The 25,255-nt window shown below is 65.6% G+C and carries 21 protein-coding genes and 1 tRNA gene; 10 read left to right on the plus strand and 12 right to left on the minus strand.

Annotated features, from left to right (window positions below):
- The first annotated feature begins 33 nt into the window (after positions 1–33).
- Complete coding sequence (locus U5760_RS22145) at positions 34–1,797, plus strand: ABC transporter permease subunit (RefSeq protein WP_322014436.1); 1,764 nt, start codon at positions 34–36, stop codon at positions 1,795–1,797.
- 22 nt (positions 1,798–1,819) lie between these two features.
- Positions 1,820–3,166 (plus strand): nitrate/sulfonate/bicarbonate ABC transporter ATP-binding protein, encoded by a 1,347-nt coding sequence (locus tag U5760_RS22150; RefSeq protein ID WP_322014437.1) that lies wholly within the window; start codon positions 1,820–1,822, stop codon positions 3,164–3,166.
- A 126-nt stretch (positions 3,167–3,292) separates the two neighbouring features.
- On the opposite strand, the gene U5760_RS22155 is transcribed toward U5760_RS22150, so the two are convergent.
- The 3 genes from U5760_RS22155 to U5760_RS22165 form a co-directional block, all read right to left on the minus strand.
- A complete protein-coding gene (locus tag U5760_RS22155) occupies positions 3,293–3,844 on the minus strand; it encodes a hypothetical protein (protein ID WP_322014438.1) in 552 nt (183 codons plus the stop codon).
- Positions 3,841–4,422, minus strand: a complete 582-nt coding sequence (locus U5760_RS22160; RefSeq protein ID WP_322014439.1) for a hypothetical protein — start codon at positions 4,420–4,422, stop codon at positions 3,841–3,843. Before U5760_RS22160 ends, U5760_RS22155 begins: the two co-directional genes overlap by 4 nt.
- A gap of 236 nt (positions 4,423–4,658) precedes the next feature.
- The gene (locus tag U5760_RS22165; RefSeq protein ID WP_322014440.1) at positions 4,659–5,801 is read right to left on the minus strand and encodes a sigma-54 dependent transcriptional regulator; all 1,143 of its coding nucleotides are present in this window, start codon (positions 5,799–5,801) and stop codon (positions 4,659–4,661) included.
- A 402-nt stretch (positions 5,802–6,203) separates the two neighbouring features.
- Here U5760_RS22165 and U5760_RS22170 point away from each other — a divergent pair, with 402 nt between their 5' ends.
- The 4 genes from U5760_RS22170 to otsA all read left to right on the plus strand — a co-directional run bounded on the left by U5760_RS22170 (position 6,204) and on the right by otsA (position 10,642).
- Positions 6,204–6,530, plus strand: a complete 327-nt coding sequence (locus U5760_RS22170) for a hypothetical protein (protein WP_322014441.1) — start codon at positions 6,204–6,206, stop codon at positions 6,528–6,530.
- Positions 6,531–6,870: 340 nt separating this feature from the next.
- Positions 6,871–8,277, plus strand: a complete 1,407-nt coding sequence (locus tag U5760_RS22175; protein ID WP_322014442.1) for a sigma-54 dependent transcriptional regulator — start codon at positions 6,871–6,873, stop codon at positions 8,275–8,277.
- Between the two features lie 403 nt (positions 8,278–8,680).
- Entirely contained in the window at positions 8,681–8,905 is a 225-nt protein-coding gene (locus U5760_RS22180) for a hypothetical protein (RefSeq protein WP_322014443.1), read from the plus strand.
- Between the two features lie 243 nt (positions 8,906–9,148).
- A complete protein-coding gene (gene otsA, locus U5760_RS22185) occupies positions 9,149–10,642 on the plus strand; it encodes an alpha,alpha-trehalose-phosphate synthase (UDP-forming) (RefSeq protein ID WP_322014444.1) in 1,494 nt (497 codons plus the stop codon).
- Between the two features lie 80 nt (positions 10,643–10,722).
- Here otsA and U5760_RS22190 read toward each other — a convergent pair whose 3' ends face one another.
- The 3 genes from U5760_RS22190 to U5760_RS22200 all read right to left on the minus strand — a co-directional run bounded on the left by U5760_RS22190 (position 10,723) and on the right by U5760_RS22200 (position 13,515).
- Positions 10,723–11,307, minus strand: coding sequence for a hypothetical protein (locus tag U5760_RS22190; protein ID WP_322014445.1), 585 nt, complete (start codon positions 11,305–11,307; stop codon positions 10,723–10,725).
- Between the two features lie 178 nt (positions 11,308–11,485).
- Positions 11,486–12,901, minus strand: a complete 1,416-nt coding sequence (locus U5760_RS22195) for an MFS transporter (RefSeq protein ID WP_322014446.1) — start codon at positions 12,899–12,901, stop codon at positions 11,486–11,488.
- Between the two features lie 110 nt (positions 12,902–13,011).
- The gene (locus U5760_RS22200; protein ID WP_322014447.1) at positions 13,012–13,515 is read right to left on the minus strand and encodes a YbhB/YbcL family Raf kinase inhibitor-like protein; all 504 of its coding nucleotides are present in this window, start codon (positions 13,513–13,515) and stop codon (positions 13,012–13,014) included.
- Positions 13,516–13,810: 295 nt separating this feature from the next.
- Here U5760_RS22200 and U5760_RS22205 point away from each other — a divergent pair, with 295 nt between their 5' ends.
- Both U5760_RS22205 and U5760_RS22210 read left to right on the plus strand, forming a co-directional pair.
- The gene (locus tag U5760_RS22205) at positions 13,811–14,263 is read left to right on the plus strand and encodes a hypothetical protein (protein WP_322014448.1); all 453 of its coding nucleotides are present in this window, start codon (positions 13,811–13,813) and stop codon (positions 14,261–14,263) included.
- Positions 14,264–14,297: 34 nt separating this feature from the next.
- Positions 14,298–18,752 carry an ATP-binding protein gene (locus U5760_RS22210; RefSeq protein ID WP_322014449.1) on the plus strand — a complete coding sequence of 1,485 codons (4,455 nt, stop codon included), beginning with the start codon at positions 14,298–14,300 and terminating at the stop codon, positions 18,750–18,752.
- Positions 18,753–18,787: 35 nt separating this feature from the next.
- On the opposite strand, the gene U5760_RS22215 is transcribed toward U5760_RS22210, so the two are convergent.
- The 6 genes from U5760_RS22215 to U5760_RS22240 all read right to left on the minus strand — a co-directional run bounded on the left by U5760_RS22215 (position 18,788) and on the right by U5760_RS22240 (position 22,237).
- Positions 18,788–19,237: a very short patch repair endonuclease gene (locus tag U5760_RS22215; RefSeq protein ID WP_322014450.1), complete on the minus strand. Its 450-nt coding sequence runs from the start codon at positions 19,235–19,237 to the stop codon at positions 18,788–18,790.
- 33 nt (positions 19,238–19,270) lie between these two features.
- Complete coding sequence (dcm, locus tag U5760_RS22220) at positions 19,271–20,611, minus strand: DNA (cytosine-5-)-methyltransferase (protein WP_322014451.1); 1,341 nt, start codon at positions 20,609–20,611, stop codon at positions 19,271–19,273.
- 78 nt (positions 20,612–20,689) lie between these two features.
- Positions 20,690–20,950, minus strand: a complete 261-nt coding sequence (locus U5760_RS22225; RefSeq protein ID WP_322014452.1) for a hypothetical protein — start codon at positions 20,948–20,950, stop codon at positions 20,690–20,692.
- Positions 20,951–21,338: 388 nt separating this feature from the next.
- Positions 21,339–21,611 carry a hypothetical protein gene (locus U5760_RS22230; RefSeq protein ID WP_322014453.1) on the minus strand — a complete coding sequence of 91 codons (273 nt, stop codon included), beginning with the start codon at positions 21,609–21,611 and terminating at the stop codon, positions 21,339–21,341.
- Between the two features lie 150 nt (positions 21,612–21,761).
- A tRNA-Arg gene (locus U5760_RS22235) sits at positions 21,762–21,836 on the minus strand.
- A 218-nt stretch (positions 21,837–22,054) separates the two neighbouring features.
- Positions 22,055–22,237 (minus strand): rubredoxin, encoded by a 183-nt coding sequence (locus tag U5760_RS22240; protein WP_322014454.1) that lies wholly within the window; start codon positions 22,235–22,237, stop codon positions 22,055–22,057.
- 262 nt (positions 22,238–22,499) lie between these two features.
- Here U5760_RS22240 and U5760_RS22245 point away from each other — a divergent pair, with 262 nt between their 5' ends.
- A complete protein-coding gene (locus tag U5760_RS22245; protein WP_322014455.1) occupies positions 22,500–22,913 on the plus strand; it encodes a DUF4399 domain-containing protein in 414 nt (137 codons plus the stop codon).
- Positions 22,914–23,058: 145 nt separating this feature from the next.
- Positions 23,059–24,987: an ATP-binding cassette domain-containing protein gene (locus U5760_RS22250; RefSeq protein WP_322014456.1), complete on the plus strand. Its 1,929-nt coding sequence runs from the start codon at positions 23,059–23,061 to the stop codon at positions 24,985–24,987.
- Positions 24,988–25,255: the final 268 nt, after the last annotated feature.

Raw genomic sequence — 25,255 nt, forward strand, 5'->3', positions numbered from 1 at the left:
CAGCTGCATAACGATCTGCCGGAGGGACGCCTGATGGAATTCGGTTTCAACCTGAACCGCACGGCCAACGCTTCGGCGTGGCGCGTGCTGCCCAATCGCTGGGACTTCGTTGCGTTTCCGCTCATCATCTGCCTGATCGCGATGGCGGCCATCGGCTTCCATCAGACGCTCGCGCCGATGTCCACGCTCAAGACCCAGGTCATCTCGCTCGATCCGCGCATGCTGCCCGAGTACGCCATGCGCACGACGCTGCGCATGCTCGCGGCGATGGTGGCGTCGCTCGCCTTCACGCTGGTTTACGGCACGCTTGCAGCGAAGAGCCGCCGCGCGGGCCAGGTGCTGGTGCCGATCCTCGACATCCTGCAGTCGGTGCCGGTGCTGGGCTACATCTCGTTTACGGTCACCTTCTTTCTCTCGCTCTTTCCCGGCCGCGTGCTGGGCGCCGAACTGGCCGCGATCTTCGCGATCTGGACGAGCCAGGCCTGGAACATGACCTTCAGCTTCTACCAGTCGCTGCGCACGGTGCCGCGCGATCTGGACGAGGTATCGAAGGGCTTTCACCTCACGGCGTGGCAGCGCTTCTGGAAGCTCGATGTGCCGTTCTCGATGCCGGGCCTCATCTGGAACATGATGATGTCGATGTCGGGCGGCTGGTTCTTCGTGGTCGCCTCGGAAGCGATCACGGTGGGCAACAACACGATCACGCTGCCGGGCGTGGGCGCGTATCTGGCCCAGGCGATCACCGAGAAGAACCTCGGCGCGGTGGGCTGGGTGATTCTCGCGATGACCGTCGTGATCATCGCCTATGACCAGTTGCTGTTCCGTCCGCTCGTTGCCTGGGCCGACAAATTCCGCATGGAAAACACGAGCTCGGGCGATGCGCCGGAGTCGTGGCTACTCGATCTCGTGCGCCGCACCCACCTCATCCATCAGCTGCTCGTACCGGTGGGCTGGTGCTTCTCGAAGGCCGCGCGCGTGTCGCTCAAGCTGCCCTCGTTCCCGGTGATCGAGCGCGCCGCGCCGGCGGCCCCGGGCAAGGGCACGCTGAGCTCGCGCATCGGCGACATCGTATGGGCGGTCTTCGTGATTGCGCTCACGGTGTACGTGGTGTGGCGCGTGGTGGCCTATGTGCGCACGGGGGTCACGCTCGACGAAGTGGGCCACGTGCTGGTGCTCGGCCTCATCACGCTGATTCGCGTGATCTTGCTGATCGCGATCGCCTCGGTGATCTGGGTGCCGATCGGCGTGCTGATCGGCCTGCGCCCCGCGCTCGCCGAGAAGATCCAGCCGCTCGCGCAGTTCCTCGCCGCGTTCCCGGCGAACCTGCTGTTCCCGGTGTTCGTGATCGTGATCGTGAAGTTTCACCTCAATCCCGACATCTGGCTTTCACCGCTGATCGTGCTCGGCACGCAGTGGTATATCCTGTTCAACGTGATCGCGGGCGCGAGCGCCTATCCGAACGACTACAAGGAAGCCGCGACGAACTTCCGCATTCGCGGCTGGCAGTGGTGGCGCCAGATCATGCTGCCGGGCATCTTCCCGTACTACATCACGGGTGCGATTACGGCTTCGGGCGGCGCATGGAACGCGAGCATCGTCTCCGAGTTCGTGCAGTGGGGCGACACCAAGGTCGAGGCGCACGGTCTGGGCGCCTACATCGCGCAGACCACGGCAGCCGGCGACTTCCCGAAGATCATTCTGGGCATCGCGGTGATGTCCCTGTTCGTCACGATGTTCAACCGCCTGCTGTGGCGCCCGTTATATGCTCACGCCGAAGCCAAACTCCGGCTTGACTGATTGAGAACCGAAGGCAAACGCGATGCAAAATCCCAAGACTCTGAGTGCCGCAACCAGCGACGTCGAGACGCCCACGCCGCCGCGGCTGGGCGAGGAAATCCTGCGTGTGCAGGACGTGTGCCGTGGCTTCAACAAGGCCCAGGGCGAGCTGCTCGTGCTCGACGATGCGAATCTCTCGCTGCGCGAAGGCGAGATCGTCGGGCTGCTCGGCCGTTCGGGCTCGGGCAAGTCCACGCTTCTGCGTATCATCGCCGGCCTGATCTCGCCGACTTCGGGTGAGATCACCTGGCGCGGCAAGCCGCTCGACGGCCCGGCCAAGGGCGTGGCGATGGTGTTCCAGACCTTCGCGCTCTTTCCGTGGCTCACGGTGCTGCAAAACGTGGAAGCCGGGCTCGAAGCGCAGGGCGTGGGCGCGCGCGAGCGCCGCGAGCGCGCGCTGGCGGCCATCGACCTGATCGGTCTGGACGGCTTCGAAAACGCCTATCCGCGCGAGCTCTCGGGCGGCATGCGCCAGCGCGTGGGTTTTGCGCGCGCGCTCGTGGTCGACCCGATGCTGATGCTGATGGACGAACCGTTCTCGGCGCTCGACGTGCTGACCGCCGAAACGCTGCGCACCGACCTGCTGGATCTGTGGACGCAAGGCCGCCTGCCGATCAAGTCGGTGCTGATCGTCACGCACAACATCGAGGAAGCGGTGTTCATGTGCGACCGCATTCTCGTGCTCTCGTCGAACCCGGGCAAGGTCGTGGCCGAGATCGAGGTGCCGTTCAAGCATCCGCGCAACCGTCTCGACCCGGCATTCCGCAAGCTCGTGGACGACATCTACGCGAAGATGACGGCCCGCCAGATCGGCGAGGCGACCAGGAAGGGGCTCGAACTCGGCAGCTGGCTGCCGCGCGTTTCGACCAACCTGATGGCCGGTCTGATCGAGACGCTCGCGATGGCGCCGTACCATGGCCGCGCGGACATGCCGGAAATCGCGCGCACACTGCACCTGGAAGTGGACGACCTGTTCCCGATTGCGGAAGTGCTGCAGAACCTCGGTTTTGCCGACGTGCGCGAAGGCGACGTGCTGCTCACGCCGCCGGGCCGCGTGTTCGCGGAGTTCGGCACGCAGGAGCGCAAGATGATGTTCGCCGAGCATCTGCTGCGGCACGTGCCGCTCGCGGCGCGGATCAAGAAGGTGCTCAACGAGCGGCCGGGGCACCGTGCGCCGCGCGTGCGCTTCGAGCAGGAGCTGGAGGACTTTCTCTCCGACGGCGCCGCCGAAGAAACGCTCGATACGGTGATCGACTGGGGCCGTTATGGCGAGATCTTCTCGTATAACGACCAGTCGGAAATCTTCAGCCTCGAAGACGTGGAGTCCTGAGCGCACGCCGGTTGCAACGGCCGCGAAAACTCACGAGAGCCCACGAAGGACCACGAAAAAACGGTCGCGCAGTGCAGTTCGCACTGGCGACCGTTTTTCGTTCTTGCCGCTACTCGCTTCGGGGGGCTACTGAAGCGTGCCCCACCGTTCGACGGCCGGCTCGGCCGATGCCCACTTCCAGCCGCTCGCGTCGCGGCAGGTGCTGGCGGTGAACCACATTTCGGGCGCGTCGGCGGCGTCGCCGTCCTGTACCGAGAACGCGAACTCCTTGCACAGCGCGAGCGCCGAGGCGAACGCGCGCGTCACGCGTACCTGGCCGTGCCCGTTCTCCACCGGCAGCGTGTGTTTGACTCGCCAGATGTCCATGCCGCCCACGGGCAGCCGGCCCGCGGTTTCGGCGATCAATTGCTGCTGGTCGGCGTGCATGTTCTTCATGAAGCGGTTCACCGCCTCGTCGGTGGCCGCCTGCACGGCGATACCCACGCCCACGCCGACAGCCGGGTTGGCCGTGGCGATGCCCGTTGCCGCGGCGGCCGCCGCGCCGCTGGCCGCGCCGATCGACGAGCAGCCGCTCGCGCCGAGCGCCGCGAGCGTGCAGACGGCGGCGAGCGCGAGAAAGCGTGGGAGGTAAGCGCCGGACACCCGGGCAGGGGCCGGCGGTGCGGTGCGCGCCGTCATTGCAGGGCGCCCCAGCGGTCGGTGGCGGGCTCGGCGGAGGCCCACTTCCAGTTGTCGCCGTCGCGGCATACGGCGGCCACGTAGAACGCGCTGCTGGCGGCGGCGTCTTTGGTTGCATCGTGATCGACCGAGAACACGATCTCCTTGCAATCGAGCGCGCCGCTGCTGATCGTGCGGCTCACGGTGACGCGGCCGTGCTCGTCGTCCTCGATGGGGAACGAGTGCGTGATGGACCACGGCGCCACGCCGCCGACGTCGAGCGGACCGGCCACCTTCGCGATGCTGTCCTGGGTGTTGCGGTGAACGACCCGTTCGGAGTACTGCACGCCGGCTTTCGCCGCGGCGACGAAACCGAGGCCGATGCCGGTTGCGACCGACGCGTTGTTCGTGACCTTCGAGGCGATCGCGGCGCCAGCGATACCGGCCCCCGTTTGCGCGCCTTCGGAATAGAGCGAGCTGCAGGCGGAAGAGGCGAGGCTCAACGCGGCGAGCAGCGCGAACGAAGCCGCGCGCCGGGGAGAGAGGATGAGGATTCCGACGGGGGAGGTGAGGCGTGCCGCGGCACTTCGATCTTGCATGTTCTATCCCTGCCTTGCGCCGGCCGCCACGGGACGGGCGTGTGGCGCACTTTGTGCTGTCGCGAATTGTGCAGGACGCGACCCGCGATGAGGATAGGGAAAGTGCAAAAGTTTGCAAAATATGGTGCGATACACGCGGGCGCGTGGTTGCGCCCGCTCGAGGTTGCTTGAGATTGCTTGAGGCCGCACCTATCCGCCTGCACCCGACGGGCTTCGCGCAACCGCTCGCGAAACGCCTAGCCCGGTTCGGGCGTGCCCGTGTCCTCGTCGTCGGCGCAGTCTTGCGCGCCGTAGCTGCCGAGACGGTTGTACAGCGTCTTGAGGCTCACGCCCAGCGTGCGCGCCGCAAGCCGCTTGTCGCCGCCGCAGTATTTGAGGGTGCCGAGAATGATCTGCTTCTGCGCATCCGCGAGCGGGGTACCGATCCACACGCTCATCGCATCGCCCTGCGTGACGGGCTTCTTCACGCGCGGCACCAGTTGCGGATGGGCGATCTCCACCGTCTTCTCCGCGAGGATGAAAGCGCGATACACCGCGTTCTTGAGCTCGCGTACGTTGCCGGGCCACGACCAGTTGCGCACCGCCTCGAGTGCGCGCTTGCTGAAGGTCTTCTGCGTGCCTTCCTGCTCGTTGAGCTCCGCGAGAAAGTGCTGCGCGAGCAGTTCGCGATCGCGCTCGCGCTCGCGCAGCGGCGGCGTGCGCAGCGGAAACACGGCGAGCCGGTACATCAGATCCTCGCGCAGGCCGCCGTCCTTCACGGCCGCCACAGGGTCGCGGTTGGTCGCGGCGATGATGCGCACGTCGCCGCGTATGGCCGCATTGCCGCCCACCGGCAGGTACTCGCCGGTTTCGAGCGCGCGCAGGAGCTTCACCTGATGCAGCAGCGACATCTCGGTGATTTCGTCGAGAAATAGCGTGCCGCCGCGCGCATGCTCGAAGTGGCCGGCGCGTGCTTCGATGGCGCCGGTGAAGCTGCCTTTTTCGTGACCGAAGAGCTCGGCTTCGATCAGCTCGTCGGGAATGGCGCCGCAGTTGACGGCGATGAAGGGGCCGTCGCGCCGCGCGCTGCGGTCGTGAATCGTGCGGGCCACGAGCTCCTTGCCCGTGCCCGATTCGCCGACGATCAGCGCGGTGGCCTCGGTGACGGCCACGCGTTCGATCTGCGTGTAGAGCTCCTGCATCACGTCCGACGAGCCGTAGAGCAGGCCATAGGACTGCAATCCGGCCACGCGGGCGTCGCCATTGCCGGCTGCGTTGCCGGTGCCTGCGATGTTGCTTCCGGTGTTGCCTCGATGATTGCCGGCCGATTTGCCGGCGCTTTTGCCGTTGCCCCGCTCGCTGCGCGTGGCGGTGGGCGAGCCCTGCTCGATTGACGCCATAGGGTATTCGTCCTGCAAAGGGTTTCAAACGCCGCCGGGCGTAGGGCCCAGGCGCTGTCCTGCCGCGCGCCGGGGGCGGGGTTCGTGCATGGCCGTCCAGGACTGGCGCCGGCGAGGCGCGCCGACGGCCGCAATATTTCCATCTCGTAAACATTTAACCACTGTGCCGTGTTGCAGGGCAATGGACGTGCCGCGACAGTGCGAAGAAGGCGGGGTCCGCCCGATAACGGCACGAATCCTGCTGGCCCGGGGAACAAGCCGAAACAAGCCGATACAGGTGCCTCGGACCGGGCACCGCAGAAAAAAGGGAACTCGGACGAATCCGGCGCGTCGCACGAGACAGGAGACGCACCGCAGCTACGCCTCGGAAGCGGGCTGGACTTGTGCCAGGGAGGACGCGACATGCGTAAGAGCAGGACGAATCTGATGGGCGCGCTGATTGCCGTCGGCGCGCTCGGCGCGACAGCCGGGATGTTCGCGTGGCGATGGTCGCAGCGCCATCGTGCGCAGCGTTCCACCTATCACCGCGAACTGAGCCGCTGGGAGGGCGAAGGCGGCTCGGTCGAACCGAACCCCGGCAATCCTGTCGATACGGCGGAAGCGGTTGCCGCGGCGGCGTCCGGTGGCTCGCCGGCCGGCGTTATGAGCGCGGCCTCCGCCAATGCGGCTTCGACGGTCGCGAACGGTGCCGCAGGCACGCCCTGGCCGTTCCCGCACGGCAGCGCCTGAGCGCAGCCGGGTAGCTGGGCACGCCAGTTTCGGCACGTCCGGAGCCCCGGACGGTGCGGCTGCGTGCCTTACAGGAATCGGTCTATAATGGCCATATCTGGAACAATCTAAGTTTGGATTGCCGGATGACGGTGCGATTGTTGCTGTGGAGCAGCCAAATCGCACTTTCGCCTCGCGTGTCCCGCCTGGCGTAGCATCCGGCCGTTTCGTACGTTTCGTACTCCACCGTGCAGCAACCTTGCGGGCCGTGCCCGTTTCTGTGGTCCGGCGCTTCGGCGTGCCGGATGCGGGCGGTCTGTCTTGTGTGGAGCCATTCACCTTTCAGGGCTGACGAGACGCGATGCCACATGTATTGATTGTCGATGACGATGCAGGAACCCGCGAGGCGCTCGCCGCCGTCGTGGGCGAAGACGGACTCACCACGGCCCAGGCCGGCGATCTGCGCGAAGCGCGGATCCAGCTCGTGCGCCAGATGCCGGACGTGGTCTTCACCGACCTGAAGCTGCCGGACGGCAGCGGCACGGAACTCTTTCAGGATCTCGACCCCCGCTCGGGCGTGGAGCTCGTGGTCATCACCGGCCACGCGACGGTCGAGACCGCCGTCGACGCGCTCAAGGCAGGCGCAATCGACTATCTGGTCAAGCCGATCAACCTGCAGCGCGTGAAGGCGATCCTGAACCGCCTGCCGCGCGCGGGCGACCTCAAGGCCGAGATCGGCACGTTGCGCGGCGAACTGCGCCGCATGGGGCGCTTTGGCCTCATGCTCGGCGGTTCGTCGGTCATGCAGGACGTCTACGACCAGATCGGCCGTGTCGCGCCTACGCCCGCCTCGGTGATGCTGGTGGGCGAGTCGGGCACCGGCAAGGAAGTCGCCGCGCAGACCATTCATCAGTTGAGCCTGAGGCGCAAGCACGAGTTCCTCGCCGTGAACTGCGGCGCGATCTCGCCCAACCTGATCGAATCGGAAATGTTCGGTCACGAGCGCGGCTCCTTCACGGGCGCGGACCGTCAGCACAAGGGCTACTTCGAGCGCGCCAACGGCGGTACGCTGTTCCTCGACGAAATCACCGAAATGCCCATCGAGCTGCAGGTGAAGCTGCTGCGCGTGCTGGAAACGGGCATGTTCATGCGCGTGGGCACGACCAAAGAGATCGAGACCGACGTGCGCCTGATCGCCGCGACGAACCGCGATCCCGAACAGGCCGTCGAGGAAGGCAAGCTGCGCCTCGATCTTTATCACCGGCTCAACGTTTTTCCGATCAGCCTGCCGCCGCTGCGCGAGCGCGGCAAGGACGTCGAACTGCTCGCGCAGGCGTTCCTCGACGAGCTCAACGAGCGCCACGGCACGAAGAAGCAGTTTCCGGGCGCCGTGCGCGAGATGCTGGCCACCTATCCGTGGCCGGGGAACGTGCGCGAGCTGAAGAACTACGTGCAGCGCGCGCACATCATGTCGGGGGCCGAGGGCGACCTCACCGCTGCCGTGCCGCTGCAGATCTCGCTGTCGAAGCCGATGGCCGGCACGGCCGTGACGATCCCGTTCGGCACCTCGCTCGCCGACGCCGACCGCCAGCTGATCCTCGCCACGCTCGAGCAGTGCGGCGGCGTGAAGACGCGGGCAGCGGAAATTCTGGGCATCAGCCTGAAGACGCTCTATAACCGGCTTGTGGAGTACGGCAACGAGCCGGCGGGCAAGGGCGGCGCGGACGAGCAGCCGCGTGCGCGCGCGGCGGGCGGCGCGAACGTATAAGCGCGCTCCGTGCGCGCTCAGTGCGCGGTATGTCGCTTGCAACCTCGGACAAGGACAGCCATTCGAGGAGTCTGCCATGCCGTTTTGCCGATCCGCCGATCCTTCCCGCGTGCGCCCCTGGCTCGCGCATACCCCGCAACCGGACGATCCGCCTCCGGGCGAGCCCGGCGCCCCCGATGCGCCGCCCATCGGCGATCCGCCGCCCGAGCCGGGTGAAGTTCCGCGTTCGGTCGGCCGGCGGCCCCCATCGCCGCCGATTCCGGGCGATTGACCTGTAGCCGCAATCCCGCTTTTATGTACGAGTTACAAAGGCAGCGCCATTTTTACCGGCAATTTCACGCCGCGAACCCTAGACTGTAAAAGCGCCACCGCTGCGTGGCAGCCTTGCGCTGGAGGCCTGGACATGAGACATCCTGCATTGCGTCGCTCCGCACGTCACTCGGGCAAGCGTGGCCCGCGCGACGGAGAACAGAAGGGCAGCATCCCGCCCTCGATGGTCGTGCCCGACCCGGCTGGGCAGAACCGTCCCGCACCCGGCAGTCCGCCGGATGGCGAGCACAATCAGGGCGGCTCGCGCGCCGAGGGTATCGACTACCAGCGCGATCTCGGCTCCGAACAGGACGCCTGAAAGGGCACCCGAGCCGGCGGCGCGCGAAGGCGCGCCGCATGCCGCCAGCGCTTTCATCGAGCGCCAGCGAACGCTGTCGATCCCGCTGTCGATCCTTGCGTTCTGCGCGAAACATGGCGCGGCGCGCGCTCGCCCTGCGCCGGGCGAGCGGGGTAGGCATCGGACTTCGGCCGGCACGGCACGCATCTTGCATCCGGATTCCTGGCAGGGTCTCTGAAATAACGAAACAGGAGGATTGCCGCAATGGGCAGACTGATCGTGGTATCGAATCGCGTCGCGCCGACGCAGGAAGGACGTCCCGCAGCGGGGGGGCTCGCCGTCGGCGTGCTGGATGCGCTCAAGGAGACCGGTGGGGTGTGGTTCGGCTGGAGCGGCGAGACCGTCGCAGAACCAGCACCGCCTGTCGTCGAGCAGCAGGGCAGCGTCACGTACGCGACGGTCGGCCTGACCCGACGCGACTACGACCAGTACTACAAAGGTTTTTCCAACACCACGCTCTGGCCGACCTTCCACTACCGCAACGATCTCGCGCGCTACGAGCGCCAGGAATACGGCGGCTACCTGCGTGTGAACGTGACGCTCGCGCGCCAGTTGCAACCGTTGATCGAACCCGACGACATCATCTGGGTCCACGACTATCACCTGATTCCGTTCGCGCGCTGCCTGCGCGACCTCGGCGTGAAGAACCCGATCGGCTTCTTCCTGCACATTCCACTGCCGGTGCCCGAGGTGCTGCGCTCGGTGCCGCCGCATGAGGAGCTGATGAAGTTCATCTGCCACTACGACGTGGTGGGCTTCCAGACCGATGCGGACCGCCAGGCCTTCATCGATTACATCGAGCGCGGCGGCCACGGCAACGCCAGCGAAGACGGCATGGTGCACGCGTGGGACCGCTTCCTGAAGGTGGGCGCCTACCCGATCGGCATCTATCCCGATGCCATCGCGAAGGCCTCGGGACAGTTCTCCGATCGCAAGCCGGTGCGCAGCCTGCGCGACGCGATGCGCGGGCGCAAGCTCATCATGAGCGTGGACCGGCTCGATTATTCGAAGGGTCTCGCCGAGCGCTTCCAGGCCTTCGAGCGTCTCTTGCAGAACGGTCCCGGCTGGCATGGACGCGTCTCGCTCCTGCAGATCGCGCCGCCGACGCGCTCGGACGTGCAGACCTATCAGACGATCCGCCGCAACCTGGAAGGCGAGGCGGGCCGCATCAACGGACGCTTCGCGCAGCTCGACTGGACGCCGATCCAGTATCTGAACCGCAAGTACGAACGCAATCTGCTGATGGGGCTCTTCCGGCTCGCCGATGTGGGCTACGTGGCGCCGCTGCGCGACGGCATGAACCTTGTTGCGAAGGAGTACGTGGCATCGCAGGATCCCGACGATCCGGGCGTGCTCGTGCTTTCGCAGTTCGCGGGCGCGGCCGAGCAGATGCCGGGTGCGCTGGTCGTGAACCCGTACGACCTGAACCAGACGGCGGAGGCGCTCGAACGCGCGCTTTCGATGCCGCTGGCCGAGCGCCGTTCGCGCTACGAGGACATGATGGCGGGGCTGCGCGAGAACAATCTTTCGGTGTGGCGCGACACGTTCCTCGCCGATCTGCGCAGCGTGGCGACGGCGGCTTCGGTGACGGCGAAGGCGCGTAGCGCGGCGCCCGGTTCCGGCTCGACGTCGGCCTCGACACCCGCCTCGACATCCGTCTCAACGCCGGCCCCGGCGGCGAAGGCCAAGGCGGGTTGACGCAAGGCACGCTTCGCGGCACCTAACGGCACTCACGCGGCGGCCTTCGAGCCGCCGCGCTGCTTTGCAGCACCGTCTCTTCAGGCCTGCTGGCGGCCTGCCTCGCCATAAGGCTCGGGCGCGCGGGTCGGATCGAAATCGGCCCAGTGGCCGCCTTGCCAGCGGCCCGAAGCTCGTTCGACCTCGGCGGCGCCCGCCGCGCTCAGCACCTCGGCGGCGATGGCCTGATTCTCGGCGCCCACGTGCACCGCGAGCAGCACGCCCGAGTTGCGCGTTTCGCGCAGCACGCGCTCGTGATGCTCGGCGACCTGCTTGCGGCTCGCGCTCATGCCGATGCGCGCGCCGACCCAGGCGCCCACGCCGGCCGCCATCACGACGATCGGAAACGACGCCGACATTCCACCGAAGATCACGACCCCGACTACGGCGCCTGCCACGGCACCGGCGGTGATGTTGCGCGCAAGATGCGGCGACACTAGTGCAGGTGACGCGAGGGCAGGTATGCGGGCCATCGCCGCCTGGGCGGCATGGCGGGCATGCTGGCCGCGCGGGTTGACGAAGAAAAGGTTCACGTCCTCTTCGAGGAAGCCGCGCGCGAACAGCTGCTCGGCAACGGCCTCGGCGGCGGGAAAAGTGGTGAACCGTCCAGCGACGATCAGTGACATGGAAATCCCCCTTGGCCTTAAGCACCGTGAAGGGACGAATCCGGGCGGCGAAGAGCGGGGCAGATGCAAACGCCGTCACGCGAGGCGCGCCGCCGTGGTTCGCTACCGCCGCGGCGCGCTCGCATGCGCGCGTGAGCGGTAGAGGCTGTGCAGCACTATCGAGTATAGGCAGTGAAATTTACGCCGGCGTACGCGCCGCGTTGCCCGGCACGAGCCGCAGCATGCTGATCACGGCGGCAACGGCGGCGAACCCTGTCGCGGCGTAGAGCGCGATCGTCGGGCCTTGCCCCGGCGCCACGCCGAAGATCAGCGCGACGAGCGCGGCGCCCAGCGTCTGGCCCGTGAGACGCGCCGTGCCGAGCATGCCGCTCGCGCCGCCGGAACGCGCGCGCGGCGCGGAGGAGAGCATCTGCCGGTTATTGGGCGACTGGAACGTGCCGAAGCCCGCGCCGCACAGCGCCATGCGCCAGCCGATGTCGAAGGCGGTGGGGTGCGCGTCGAGCGTCGCGAGGAGCGCGAGACCGGCCGCGAACATCGCGAGCCCGATGCCGCCGAGAATGCCCGCGGGATAGCGGTCGGAGAGCCAGCCCGCGAGCGGCGCGGCGCCGACGATCACGAGCGGCCAGGGTGTCATGAGAAAGCCCGTTTGCACCTGCGAGAGCCCGAAGGTGTTCTGCAGCAGGAAGGGCAGCGCGACGAACGCGAGCATCTGCGCGCAGAACGAGCAAACCGACGTGCACACCGAGAGCGCGAACACCGGAATGCCGAGAAGATCGACGGGCAAAAGCGGCGCGGGCTGGCTTAGCTGCCGGCGCACGAAGAACCAGCCGATCACGGCCGCCGCGACGAATTCGGCGGCGACCCATGCGCGGCGCTCGCCGTGGCCGAGACCATCGACGGCGAAAATCAGGAGCCCGAACACCAGTGCATTGAGCACGGCGCTCCAGTAGTCGTAGGGGGCCGGGTGCGGCTCGTTCTCCGGCAGCGCGCGCAGGCCGAATACATAAGCCGCGATGCCGATCGGCACGTTGATGGCGAAGAGCCACGGCCACGGGGCGATCGAGAGCACGCCCGAAGCGATGGTCGGGCCGACGGCCGAGGCCACGGCCACCACCATCGCATTGATCGCCACGCCGCGGCCCAGGTGGGCGCGCGGATAGATCATGCGCACGAGCGCGGTGTTGACGCTCATGATGCCGGCGCCGCCCAGACCTTGCACCACGCGCGCGAGTGCGAGCAGGGGCAGCGAGGTCGCGAGCGCGCAGCCGAGCGACGCGACGGTGAAGAGCCCGAGGCCCCACAGATAGACGCGCCGGTAGCCGATGCGGTCGCCGAGCGAGGCAAGCGGCAGCAGCGAGATCGTGACCGAAAGCTGATAGGCGTTGACGATCCAGATCGAACCGGCGTCGCTCGCGTGCAGATGGCGCGCGATGGTGGGGAGCGCCACGTTGGCGATCGCGCTGTCGAGCACGGCGAGCGTGATGCCCAGCGCGACCACGACGATGGCGTGATAGCGCTGCGGAAGCGGCAGGCCGGGTTCCGCATCGGCGGCGGGATCGGCCGCGGGGTGGGACAGCGTGGACGTGGTGGGCATCGAAGAGCGGGAGCGTGGCCCGCGTTGTGGATTCGGAAGCGACCAGTGGACGTGGCGCGCGGCATGGGGCGGTGCTGACGCTCGCCCGCATGCCGCGCCCCGGTGCGCGCTTATTTCAGTTCATAAAGCCCGACGTAGGTCGTCGAATCGACCTCGTTCAGGTGCGTCATGAAGCGTGCCACCGCGTTGGTCGTCTCGGGCGTGACCGGCAGTTGCTCCACCTTCAACGCATGCACGCGGAAGATATAGCGATGCGGCTTGTCGCCACGCGGCGGCGCCGCGCCGCCGAAGCCGACCGTGCCGTAATCGTTGCGCACCTGCAGGGCGCCGCCCGGCAGCAGGCTGCCGTCCGCCTTGCCGGCGTTGCGGGCGAGCGCGCGCACGTCGGCGGGAATGTTGACGACGACCCAGTGCCAGAAGCCGCTGCCCGTCGGCGCGTCCGGGTCGTAGACGGTGAGCGCGAAACTTTGGGTGTCGACGGGCGGGTCGTCCCATTGCAGCGCGGGCGAAACATTGTCGCCGTCCGCGCCGAAGGCGCGCTCGTCGAACTCCTGCGCTTTCGGCATGAAGCCGTTGTTGGGGAAGTCGTCGGACCAGAGTCGGAATTCAGCCATCGGATGTCTCCTTCTCGTGTGTTGTCTCCGCGTGGGTGCGTCAGTTGACTACGTGAGCGACGTGAGCGCGCGGCTTGTCGATCGAGTTTATCACCGCGTGGTGGACCCAGATTGCGGGCTGTCACGGCAAGGGTAAAATTTGGGTTGCGAACGCTTGTGCGAAGCGACCCGTCTGGTGCCGGGCGTATCATTTGACGCGAAGATTTTCGCGCTCGTTGCCACCCTGCGCAGACGATGCGTGGGGTCAACGAATGCCCCATCACGTGGTGACCAACTTGGAAAGGGAGATTGCAGGATGGATATCGGAGAGCTTGCCCATCAAACCGTTGCGCTGCTCACTCCCTGTTTGCCGTACCTGGTGAGCTTTGGCGACAAGGCCGTCGAAGGTGTGGCAAAGGGTATCGGCGAAGACGTCTGGAAACAGGCGAAAACGCTATGGGCCCGGATTGCGCCAAGCGTAGAAAACAAGCCGGCCGCGGCCGAGGCGGCCGAGGATCTCGCGAAGTCCCCGTCCGACGCGGACACGCAAACGGTATTCAAGGTGCAAATCAGGAAGATCCTTGAGCAGGATCCCGCACTGGCCGCCGAGTTGAAGAACTTCTTCCGCGATGCCGGGCAATCGGGGATGACAATCCAGGCGATCGGCAAGGGCAGCGTCGCGGCCCATACCATTTCCGGAAGCACGATCAGCACTGGAGATCAATACGCTGCGCCAACGACGGGCAAGCTTCCTCCGACTACGACCTGACTCGTCGCGCCGTTTCGAAAAAAAGGAAATAACCATGAGTGAAACTGCCGATACTTCGATCGCAGAAGGGGAGCGGAGTATCGCGGTTGGCGGAAGCGTCGTGCAGAGCTATATCGCCACGGGCAATAATGCGACATTCTTCATTGGCCAATACGAGCAGCTTGCAAGCTTGTACATTTCGCCCCAGGCGGTCTTTGAACGAGTTCGGCTTTCCGCTTTCCGGGGCCGTGACTGGCTGACGTCCCGAATCGATAGCTTTCTGTGCAACAACAAGAGTGGCTACATTGTTGTGGAAGCCGAAGCGGGTCTCGGCAAAACCGCCTTTCTGGCACATCTCGTCAGAGAGCGGGGGTATATCCATCACTTCATCGAGCTCGCGCGGGGCGCGGCGGGCATTGATGCGGGCCTGAAGAGCCTGGCGGCGCAGTTGGTGCGGGTGTGGGATCTTCAACCTTTCGCTCGCACCAATGCGCTTCCGGCCATGACGATGCGCCCGGACTTCCTTGACAGCTTGCTGAGGCTCGCGGCCGACCGGCGCAACGAACTCAGGCCGGGTGAGCCGATCGTCATGGTCATCGACGCCCTTGACGAGTCCGATGTCTCGACGGCAAACGGGAACGTTATGGGCCTGCCTCGCGTGCTTCCGGACGGTGTCTTCCTGATCGTGTCCCAGCGCCCCGTGCACGTGGCACTTTCGACGGAGGCGACCAGAGAGCGCTTGCGTATCGATGCACGGGCGAAAGAGAATCGGGACGACATCCACACGTTTCTCATGGATGCGGCGCTAAGCAATGAAAAAATTGCTTCGGCGCTGCGATCGGGAAACATTGCCCCCCATCACTTCGTTCAGACGCTGCTGGCGAAGTCGGAGGGCGTATGGATTTATCTGCACTACGTTATTGCGGAAATCGAGCGGGATCATCGTGCACCCCTCGATCTCGCCAGGCTGCCGGATGGCCTCTGGCAATACTATGGCGAGTACTGGTGGCCATGGTTGATGGTCCCCAAAGTCGACGAGTTCAATTGCCGTCTTCTTTGTACCCTTTCGGCGCACGAGGGGGACCTTACGGCAGACTTCTTTTGCAAGCTTTGGGGCGAGTCCGATGCGTCGCGAGTCGACGCGCTGCTTACGGGTGACTGGCGTCCGTTCGTCAGCGTTGCAGGTGGAAAGGATGGCGCACCGCAGGGCTATCGGCTTTACCACGCAAGTTTGCGCGATTTCGTCCATGGGCGTGTCGATGACGGCAAACTTGGGACCCAACAGCAGAAACTCGTCCGGATGCTTGCGTCCGAAACGCGTAAGGCTCACAAGCGCCTCGCAGACTACTATCTCGACGGCTGGGGCGGCCTGGACGCCGCGCTGCGGGCATTGAGCGATCCTCACGAGCCCGGTGCCGGCGACGACCACGGGATGAAGTACGTCACGGCGCATCTGGAGATGGCCGGGCAGGCATCGGACCTGCACAAGCTTCTCGATCTGCGGGGTGTGACGACCGTATGGCCCCAGGATCTGGGCTTGCTTTTGCGCGATCTTTTGCGCTTCCGGTTCGGTATTCGTTACTCCCAGCTCTCGGTAAGGCACCGATATTTTGTCTGGTACGCCGCGCGAAAGAGGCAAGGGGAAATTGGCGGATTCCTGACCGACGTCCGGCGTGCGTGGCGGCTGGCTGAACGTCTGAATGCCGATTTGTCGACGGACTGCATTCGTGCCGACGCAATCGGGTTGCAATGCCGGTATGCGCTGATATCCGCGTCGATCAATAGTCTCGCGGCGAATGTTCCTCCGCAACTCATGCTCGAAGCGCTCAGGAAGAACCTGCGCTCGGCTCCCTACGCACTCGCTTATGCAAGAAGAGCGCCGTGGCAGGCGCGGCGCGCCATGCTGGCGGCGATCGGACTCTGGCATGCCGAGTCGGGGCGCATCCACGAGGCGTTTGCGATAGCCAGCGAAATCGGTTGGCCGGTCGAACCGCTGCTCGTGTCGGCGGTTTCGTACCTGTCGCCGGTTACGATCCGGCAGGCGTTCGAGCTTGCTTCGATGGAGCGCGATGCGCTACCGGCATTGCTGGGCCGTCTGGCTGAACTGGACGACCCCGAAGAGGCTTTGCGCCAGACAGATCGTCTTCTGCCGCCTGACGATTCTCCGAAGCAGAGAATTCAGGCCCTGGCGAAGATTGCTGCCGCGTCGCACCTGTCTCGTCAGCGGGAGATTGCGGCGACCATCGTGCAAGAAGCCAGGAGGTTGGAGGAACCGGAATCCAGGGCGAGGGCCTTGTCGCTTTCGATACCGTACCTGAGTGGTGAAGATCGCAATGCCATTCGCGACGAGGCGATTCAGACCGCGCGCGCATTGGTCGCCGAACGTGACTACGATCGGCGCAGCAAACATAAGCTTCTCATCGATATTGCTGCCTTTTTGACCGAGGCTGAGCGTATTCCATTCGTGGATGAATTGCAGCAGGCTGCGCTCGAATATGACTATTCGGACTTGTTCAGTCTGGAGATCTTGAGTGCGCTCCTGAAGATCGCACCTGCATCTCATCAGCAAGCTATCCTGAACAAGGCGCTGGCAATCGGCCGGCGCTGCAGCCCGGACAAGCTTGCAACACTGGCCCTGTACATGACGCAGACACAGCGGCGTAAGGCGTTTTTCGACGCGCTTGGGCATGCACAAGCCTCCGAGCGATATGAGACGTTGAACGAGCTGGCGCCCTACATGGGCAAGGAGATGGCGACCCGTGCCTTGAAGTCGCTGGAAACGATTGGCGATCAGAGCAGCCGTGCCGCGTTGCCGTGGTTATGGTTTGCTGCGGAGGACTATCAGAAGGCGCTCGCCGCTGTGTGGAATCTGGCCCGCACAGCGCCCGCGGATGCGAGTGCGGTGCTGTGTGCATGCATCGATCAACTGCCGCCGCAATACTATCCGCGCGTACTTAAGATCGCTTCGAAGTTGACGGACAACGAAGTCCTGGCGGTCTTGCGCACGATAGCGAAATCGTTACCGCCCGCACTGATCTCCGCGGCCATCAAACTGGCGAAAAAGATCTCCGATAAGGATCGGCGCAGCGACGCATACGAAGCGCTGGCGTCGGCACCGTCGATGTCCGACGCGTGCTTGAACGACCTTGTGGGCGCCGCAAGGAAATTCTCGTCGAGAATTGCCCGAATTCGGGCTTTGGCGAAACTGGTGCCTTATTTGAGCGGCGACGCGAAGTCTGCGGCACAAATTGAAGTCGCTGCCACGATGAATTCGCTCACGCCTCAGGCGAATGTCTACTCGTGGTCCTCCGCTCCCTACACCCTGGCTCGCGCGGCCGGGTGTCTTGAAGACCCCGACCGGCAGCGAATGTTACGGGCGGAGCTCCTGGGAGCCATGTCCGGCGATCTCACTGCCTATTGGCGGGATGCCCAGCTAAAGGAGCTACTTCCGCAGCTGACGATGCCGCTCCTGGAAGAGGCCGTTGAGATCGTCAATCAGCATTTATCTGGCGCCGGCCCATTGCTGGAGTCGCTCTATAGGGCTTTGCAAAAGAATGGCCTTCCCGAGGACCTGCTTGCCACGCTGCAGTCGGCGAAGAACCCTATTGATTGGATGAACGTCTGGGCCGAGGTGGAGCCTGTGTCCCGGCAAGGCGAGCATTGCGCTGAAATTGCGGTTCTTTCGGGCAAGCTGCTGGCGCTTGACGGTTGGGTTGCTACGTTGATGTTGATCGCCGTCCGGTTCGGCGCCTTGGGAGAGACTGGGAGAGCGTTGGAAATAATCAGCCACGTCGTTGAAACCGATGCCTTTCGGGCAGTTCCGCTGGCTTATGAGGCTGATATGGGCCTGAATCAGCTCATTCACCGGCGCATCGAGGAACTGGCGCCGTACCTGGAAACAGTCCGCGAAGTCGAAACGGCGGTTGCCATTGCCGACCGGCATCCCGCATGGGACGTAGACCATCACCATCAGTTGACGGTCCGATTCGCGCAACTCGGTTGTTATGACACAGCCATCGAACGTGCACTTTCTGCGCTCGATGGGTTTCGCGGCGGCGATGTGTTGATTGCGATCGTACCGTTGTTGCCCGACAAGCTATTGCTTGGCCAGCATCCAACCAAAAGAAGGTCGGTCGAGCAGCGGCTAAGCGCGTTCGAATACCATTTGGCCCCTCTGTCCGATATCGCTACCCGGCACGATGACCGGTACTTGACACGACCGCTGCTGGAGACAGCCCTTGTCGCTGCGCTCGATATCCGCTCGTCTTCCGCAGGAAGAGAGAAGCAGATGGCGGCGCTTCGATCGCTGGTTCCCGTCTTGCTCCGGCTCGACCGGGAACGTCTTTACGATCTCTGGTGCAAGGCGCTTGGCTTGATGGCGACCGGCGGCCGTGACGGCGTCATTTGGGATCTGGCCGCTCTCGCGCCGGTCTTGAAGGCACTCGGGGGTCGCGAAGCCGTTCTGGAAGCGATAACCGCGGTTGAGGACGTAGTGGGGTGTATTCCTTAACGCGGGCGCATGACGGTTGTCGCGTATTTGCCTCGTTACGCGCGCGCTTCGAACCACACCGAATCCCTCTCCTTGAGCCACGCATCGAGCCGCTCGACCACCACTGCCGGATCGTGGTTCGCACCGCGCAGCGCGCATTCCCAGATCACCGCGACGCGCCAGCCCTGCGCGGCGAGCGCGGCGAGCGCCCGGGCATCGTTGGCCTGGTTGCGCGCGATCTTTTCGCGCCAGAACTCGGGGCGGGTTTGCGGCCATTTGAAGAGTGCGCAACGGTGGCCGTGCCAGAAGCAGCCGTGCACGAATACGGCGGCGCGGTAGCGCGGCAAGACGATGTCCGGGCGCCCCGGCAGCTCGCGCACGTCGATCCGGAAGCGAAAGCCGCGCCGGTGCAAGAGGCTGCGGATCACGCGCTCCGGGCGGGTGTTGCGGCCGCGAATGCCGGACATCATCCGGCTGCGGGTGGCGGGATCGACGACATCGACCATCGTGCTGGCCGTCCCGTTGCGGTGGGCGCCGGCTCAGGCCGCCTCGGCGACCGGCTGCGTGCGCGGCGCTTTGGTTGCCGTACGGCGCGCAGCGGTGGCCTTCGCTTTGGCCTGGCTTGTCGCGCCACCGAGCGTCGCATCGAGATGCGGCATCATCGTGCGCGCCACCTCGCGCATCACCGGCATCACCACGCTATTGCCGAACTGACGATAGGCCTGAGTGTCGCTCACGGGAATGCGGAAGGTGTCGGGAAAGCCCATCAGCCGCGCGCACTCGCGCGGCGTGAGGCGGCGCGGACGCAAGCCTTCGCCCTGGTGCATGAGAATCTCGCTGCCGTCCTTGTGATAGCGCGCGGAAAGCGTGCGCGTCACGCTGTCGGGAAACGCGAGGCCGTAGCCGAAACCGTTGCCCGCCGCGCGATGCTTCTCCGCGTATTGCTGGAGGTAGTGCCAGAGTCCGGGCGTGAGCGTGTATTTCGGCTGCACCTGGCGCGCGCGGTGGTCGAAGAAGCGTTCGCCGTCCCACGGCAGCACGGGTTCGCTGCCGTCCGTGCGATGCAGGATCGAGGCGAGGCGCGGCCCCTCTTCGGGCAGCGCGAGCGCGTCCCACGAAAACGAAGTTTTCTCGCGAAAGCCGGCGAGGATGATGCGTTCGCGATGCTGCGGCGTGAAATGCCGTCCGTCGATCACGCGGTAATGCACGTCGTAGCCCAGTTCGTCGCGCAGCACCTGAAGAATCACGTCGAAGGTGCGGCCGCGGTCGTGCGAGAGCAGGTTCTTGACGTTTTCGAGCAGGAAAGCGGCGGGGCGCTTCTCGGCGATGATGCGCGCCACGTCGAAAAAGAGCGTGCCCTGGGTCGTGCACGCGAAGCCGTGCGGGCGGCCGAGCGCGTTCTTCTTGGAGACGCCCGCGATCGAGAACGGCTGGCACGGAAAGCCCGCGAGCAGGACGTCGTGGTCGGGCACGTCGGCGGCTTCGCAGGTCGTGATGTCGCCGACGAAGGTGTGATGCTCGCCGTAGTTCTCCAGATAGGTCTTCTTCGAGAACGGGTTCCACTCGCTCGTGAACACGCACTCGCCGCCCTGCGCTTCGAAGCCCATGCGGATGCCGCCGATGCCCGCGAACAGGTCGATGAAGCGGAACCGCGCCGGCGTGTCGGCCGCACGTTCGCCGCCGCGCAGCAGTTCGCGCAGGGCGGCATCGAGCATCGCGGGGCAAGGCGTTTCGCCCTTTTCCCAGCGGCGCACGGTCTTGACGTCCTTGCCGACGTGGTCGGCGATCTGCTGCTGGGTAAAACGCTGACGTGCCTGCTGAAGCAGGTCTCGCGGATGGGCCGTGGGCACGAAGTCCTCTCTGGGTATTTTGGCGGACATTATGACCGACAGGCGACCCGCGGCGCCAGGACTTCTATTCAGTGCAATGGAGGTGTCGCAGGCGCCCGGCAGGCGTTCTCAGCAGTGGGCCGAGCCGACGGCGGTGCGATGCTGCGCCGAAGCATGCGCGGCGTGGCGCGTGTCGTGTTCGTCGAGCATGTGGAGGAGGCTGTCGATTTCGCCCAGCTGGCCTTTGTTGACGTGCCCGGTTTCGAGCAGCCGGTGCAGGCGCTTGCGCCAGTAAGGCGCCGGCAGGATCGGGCCGCCCATGTCGCCCGAGAGCGAAAGCGGCATGACGCGGCGAATGTGCGCGATGTCCTGGTCGATGAGGTTCGACATCAGGTGGCCGGCTGGGATGGAGCGATTCGAGTCCATATGGACCATTACGGCAGGCGGCGCCGCGACTTGAGGGTCGCATGTATCCATGTTTACCCGGATCGGCGACGGAATGCGCACGGCGGTGGCTGCCAAGGCTGCGGTGGGCTTGCTGGAAGCCCGCAGGCGGCCGGATCTAGTGCAGCACCAGCATGGCCAGCGACAAGGCGACGACTGTCGCGAGGATCGCCATGAGCGCGAAAACGTAGGAGGGAGTCATTGCATTCGCTGCCATCGAATCTGACTCATCCCATCGTAGGCGATCGCTCGCGTCGCGAACGTTAACAATGGACAAATCCGAGGGATGAACCGGCTGGCCGGGCGATGCCGCGGCCGGCCCGGTGCGGCGCCCTTATTCGCCCTGTGGCGCGGCGCTGGCGTGGGGCCGGGCCGCGCCTTCGAGGAAGCGGCGCGTTGCTTCGAACGATTGCAGCATCTGCTCGGGCCAGGGCGTTTGCAGCATCACGGCCTGATGGTTTTCGAACGCCGAGGTGAGCAGCTTCGCCAGTTCCGGCGAGTTCAGGTGGCGCAGCACCACGCTCAACGCGATGGCGGTGGCCTGGCTCGCGCCCGCCGTCTGGAGTTCGGAGGAGGTGAGGGCGGCGACCTGCTTGTTGATGTCCATGGAGAGTCCTGCCTCGGAAAGTGATGCGGCGAAGGGGCACGGCGGGGCCGCAAGGCGGGCGGCGCCTCGCGCGCCGGCGTGCTGCGGGAGCGGATTCCCGCGCGCTGTACCGTTCATATTGCACGTATTGCGCGGCGGGATTCGGGTGGCTGGTCCCCCTGGCAGGAATCGAACCTGCATCTAGCGCTTAGGAGGCACTTGTTCTATCCATTGAACTACAGGGAGGCGTGCGGGACCGGAAGCCTGCGGGCTTCGCTCTTCGCCATGTTTCCCATGTCACCCGTCATGGCGCGAAGCGTACGCGTCATTCGCGCAAGCGGCGAATCGCGATGCAGGACGTGGAGTATAGCAAACGCGATCCGGCGCGAAAATGGCCGTCCTATGACGGTCCGATGTAACGGCACGATAATCCCGGCCCGATATCCCGGTCCCGTCCCCGGAATTCAGAACTCGACGACGGTGAATTCCGCCTTGCCCACGTCGCACAACGGGCAGCGCCAGTCTTCCGGGATCTCCGCGAAGCGCGTACCCGCGGCGATGCCCTCGTCGGGCAGGCCTTCTTCCTCGTTGTAGATCCAGCCGCAGATCAGGCAGACCCAGCTCTTGTATTCGATGACTTCACTCACAGCGTTACCTTTCCATTCAATCCGATGCCTGCGATGCGTCCCTCATTCGAGACGGCAGGCGACCCGCGATGTTACCGGAAAACGACGGCTCAACCCCTGGGCGCCATTGCCGCAGCGGGCGTGCCACGTCCTCGGGACGCGGGTGCGACGTACCTTCACATGCCCGGTGTATGCTAGGTCGCAAGGCGCCCGCGGCCGCTCTCGCAGGTTCGTACGGTGTGCGCGGGAGCCCGCTGGTCCCCCCATCCCGAGGAGAACAACGATGATCAGAAGCACGGTTAAAGGCACCTGGCTGGCGGCTGCGGCGTTCGCGGCCCTCATGGCGGTATCGGGCATCGCGCGCGCCGAGGGCGTCTATTTCGTCGAGCCGAAAGACGGCGCCACGGTGACGAATCCGGTGCACGTGAAGTTCGGCGTCGACGGCATGACGGTCGCCCCCGCGGGCACGATGACGCCGGGCACCGGCCACCATCACCTGCTGATCGACGGCGGTCCGCTGCCGCAAGGCGAGGTCGTGCCGGTGAGCGACAAGTCGATCCACTACGGCAAGGGACAAACCGAAACCGACATCACGCTGCCGCCCGGCGACCACACGCTCACCGCGCAGTTCGCGGACGGCGCGCATCATTCGTACGGTCCCGAGTGGAGTCAGACCATCACGGTCCATGTGAAGTAACGCGGGGCCGGCCGCCCGCGCATCGGCTTCGGGCGCAGAGGGAGGCGGGGGCGCCACGCGTGCCTCGCCTCCCCGGCGAAAACGCCGCCGCGCCGGACCGGTACAATGCGCGCTTCAGGTCCAACGCAGGCATCGTTTCCCCGTCATGTCGCTTTACACCATCACCGGCGCGCAACTCGCGTTCGGCCACGTCGCGCTGCTCGATCATGCGGACTTCTCGCTCGAACCCGGCGAACGCGTCGGGCTGATCGGCCGCAACGGCGCGGGCAAGTCGTCGCTTCTGAAAATCGTCGCCGAACTGGCGAAGCCCGACGACGGCCTCGTCACGCGCCAGCAGAATCTCTCCACCGTCTACGTGCCGCAGGAGCCCGAGTTCGACGCCGAGGTTTCGGTGTTCGACACGGTCGCCTCGGGGCTCGAAGGCGTGCGCGCGCTGCTCGACGAATACGATGCCGTCGCGCACCGGCTGGCGGACACGCCCGAAGGCGCGGAGCACGACGCGCTGCTCGCGCGCATGAACACGCTGCAATCGTCGCTCGATGCGACCGATGCCTGGAACTGGCGCACGCGCGTGTCCACCACGCTCGCGCAGATCGGCCTCGACGGCGACGCGCGTGTGGGCGCGCTCTCGGGCGGGATGCAAAAGCGCGTGGCGCTCGCGCGCGCGCTGGTGGTGCAGCCCGACGTGCTGCTGCTGGACGAGCCGACCAACCACCTCGACTTCGACGGCATCCGCTGGCTCGAAGACCTGCTCGTGTCGCAGCGCGCGAGCCTGCTCTTCATCACCCACGACCGCGCGTTTCTCGACCGCGTGGCCACGCGCATCGTCGAACTCGACCGCGGCCGGCTGCTCTCGTATCCGGGCAACTTCTCGCAGTACCAGGAGCGCAAGGCGCAGCAGCTCGAAGTGGAGCGCGTGGAGAACGACAAGTTCGACAAGCTGCTCGCGCAGGAAGAGGTGTGGATCCGCAAGGGCGTGGAGGCGCGGCGCACGCGCAGCGTCGGGCGCATCGCGCGGCTCGTGCAGATGCGCCGCGAGCGCGAAGAGCGCCGCAACGTGCTGGGCAACGTGAGGCTCGACGTGGCGCAGGGCGAGAAGTCCGGCAAGATCGTCGCCGAACTCACGGACGTGGTGAAGCGTTACGGCGATCGCGCGGTCGTCGACCGTTTCTCCACGACCGTCATGCGCGGCGACAAGATCGGCTTCGTCGGTCCGAACGGCGCGGGCAAGACCACGCTGCTCAAGCTCATCCTGGGCGAACTGGCGCCGGACGAGGGCACCGTGCGCGTGGGCACGAACCTGCAGGTTGCGTACTTCGACCAGATGCGCGCGCAGCTCGACCTCGAAAAGAGCCTGGCCGATACGATCAGCCCGGGCAGCGACTGGGTCGAGATCAACGGCGCGAAGAAGCACGTGATGAGCTATCTGGGCGACTTCCTGTTCGCGCCGGAGCGCGCGCGTTCGCCCGTGAAATCGCTCTCGGGCGGCGAGCGCAACCGCCTGCTGCTCGCGCGGCTTTTTGCGCGGCCCGCGAACGTGCTGGTGCTCGACGAGCCGACCAACGACCTCGACATTCCCACGCTCGAACTGCTCGAAGAGCTGCTGGCCGATTACGACGGCACCGTGCTGCTGGTGAGCCACGACCGGGCGTTTCTCGACAACGTGGCGACCTCCGTGATCGCGTCCGAAGGCAATGGCCAGTGGCGCGAATACGTGGGCGGCTTCACCGACTGGCAGACGCAGAGCGCGCGTGCGCAGGAAATCGCCGAGGCGCGCGCGAGCGTGGCGGCCGCGCCGGTTGCCGCGGCGCCCAAGGACAGCGCGGCGGGGCGCAACGCGCAACGCACCGTGAAGCTCTCGTTCAAGGAGCAGCGCGAACTGGAGACGCTGCCTGCGCAGATCGAGGCGCTGGAAGCGGAGCAGAAGGCGATCGGCGCGCAGATCGAAGAAGGCTCGATCTTCGCGAAGGACGCACAGGAAGGCATGCGGCTCACCGAACGCTTTGCGCAGATCGACGAGGAACTGCTCGTGGCGCTGGAGCGGTGGGAGGAGCTGGAGAGCAAGAGGAAGTGACGCAAGTCATGGAGGCGGCCTGAGAGGGCCGCTTCGCTTTTATTCCCTCTGCCTGTTGGCCAGCGAGCGGGCCAGCGCTCTCCCACCAAATTGCCGCAGCGCTCCAAATCAGTACAATACCTGGCGAATCTGCTCGACCCCGCATCTGCCTGCGCGGCGGGCACGCCAGTTCATCCCGTTGTTTCGTTTCGCTTTTTTTTGAAAACTCAACGCGTTGTCCACGCAGATGTCCACAGCGGCTGTGGATAACCTCGTGGCAAACCGACGG

Origin of the sequence: Paraburkholderia sp. J12 (assembly GCF_905220215.1) — a bacterium.
Taxonomy (GTDB): Bacteria; Pseudomonadota; Gammaproteobacteria; order Burkholderiales; family Burkholderiaceae; genus Paraburkholderia.

What these genes read in the sequence shown, in the direction of transcription:
- U5760_RS22150 (WP_322014437.1), top strand. Translation starts at nt 1,820, where the DNA reads ATGCAAAATCCCAAGACTCTGAGTGCCGCAACCAGCGACGTCGAGACG.
- U5760_RS22200 (WP_322014447.1), bottom strand. Translation starts at nt 13,515, where the DNA reads ATGGCTGAATTCCGACTCTGGTCCGACGACTTCCCCAACAACGGCTTC.
- U5760_RS22205 (WP_322014448.1), top strand. Translation starts at nt 13,811, where the DNA reads ATGGATATCGGAGAGCTTGCCCATCAAACCGTTGCGCTGCTCACTCCC.
- U5760_RS22175 (WP_322014442.1), top strand. Translation starts at nt 6,871, where the DNA reads ATGCCACATGTATTGATTGTCGATGACGATGCAGGAACCCGCGAGGCG.
- U5760_RS22250 (WP_322014456.1), top strand. Translation starts at nt 23,059, where the DNA reads ATGTCGCTTTACACCATCACCGGCGCGCAACTCGCGTTCGGCCACGTC.
- U5760_RS22195 (WP_322014446.1), bottom strand. Translation starts at nt 12,901, where the DNA reads ATGCCCACCACGTCCACGCTGTCCCACCCCGCGGCCGATCCCGCCGCC.
- U5760_RS22190 (WP_322014445.1), bottom strand. Translation starts at nt 11,307, where the DNA reads ATGTCACTGATCGTCGCTGGACGGTTCACCACTTTTCCCGCCGCCGAG.
- U5760_RS22245 (WP_322014455.1), top strand. Translation starts at nt 22,500, where the DNA reads ATGATCAGAAGCACGGTTAAAGGCACCTGGCTGGCGGCTGCGGCGTTC.
- U5760_RS22160 (WP_322014439.1), bottom strand. Translation starts at nt 4,422, where the DNA reads ATGCAAGATCGAAGTGCCGCGGCACGCCTCACCTCCCCCGTCGGAATC.
- U5760_RS22225 (WP_322014452.1), bottom strand. Translation starts at nt 20,950, where the DNA reads ATGTCGAACCTCATCGACCAGGACATCGCGCACATTCGCCGCGTCATG.
- otsA (WP_322014444.1), top strand. Translation starts at nt 9,149, where the DNA reads ATGGGCAGACTGATCGTGGTATCGAATCGCGTCGCGCCGACGCAGGAA.
- U5760_RS22170 (WP_322014441.1), top strand. Translation starts at nt 6,204, where the DNA reads ATGCGTAAGAGCAGGACGAATCTGATGGGCGCGCTGATTGCCGTCGGC.
- U5760_RS22165 (WP_322014440.1), bottom strand. Translation starts at nt 5,801, where the DNA reads ATGGCGTCAATCGAGCAGGGCTCGCCCACCGCCACGCGCAGCGAGCGG.
- U5760_RS22180 (WP_322014443.1), top strand. Translation starts at nt 8,681, where the DNA reads ATGAGACATCCTGCATTGCGTCGCTCCGCACGTCACTCGGGCAAGCGT.
- U5760_RS22155 (WP_322014438.1), bottom strand. Translation starts at nt 3,844, where the DNA reads ATGACGGCGCGCACCGCACCGCCGGCCCCTGCCCGGGTGTCCGGCGCT.
- U5760_RS22145 (WP_322014436.1), top strand. Translation starts at nt 34, where the DNA reads ATGGAATTCGGTTTCAACCTGAACCGCACGGCCAACGCTTCGGCGTGG.
- U5760_RS22210 (WP_322014449.1), top strand. Translation starts at nt 14,298, where the DNA reads ATGAGTGAAACTGCCGATACTTCGATCGCAGAAGGGGAGCGGAGTATC.
- dcm (WP_322014451.1), bottom strand. Translation starts at nt 20,611, where the DNA reads ATGTCCGCCAAAATACCCAGAGAGGACTTCGTGCCCACGGCCCATCCG.
- U5760_RS22230 (WP_322014453.1), bottom strand. Translation starts at nt 21,611, where the DNA reads ATGGACATCAACAAGCAGGTCGCCGCCCTCACCTCCTCCGAACTCCAG.
- U5760_RS22215 (WP_322014450.1), bottom strand. Translation starts at nt 19,237, where the DNA reads ATGGTCGATGTCGTCGATCCCGCCACCCGCAGCCGGATGATGTCCGGC.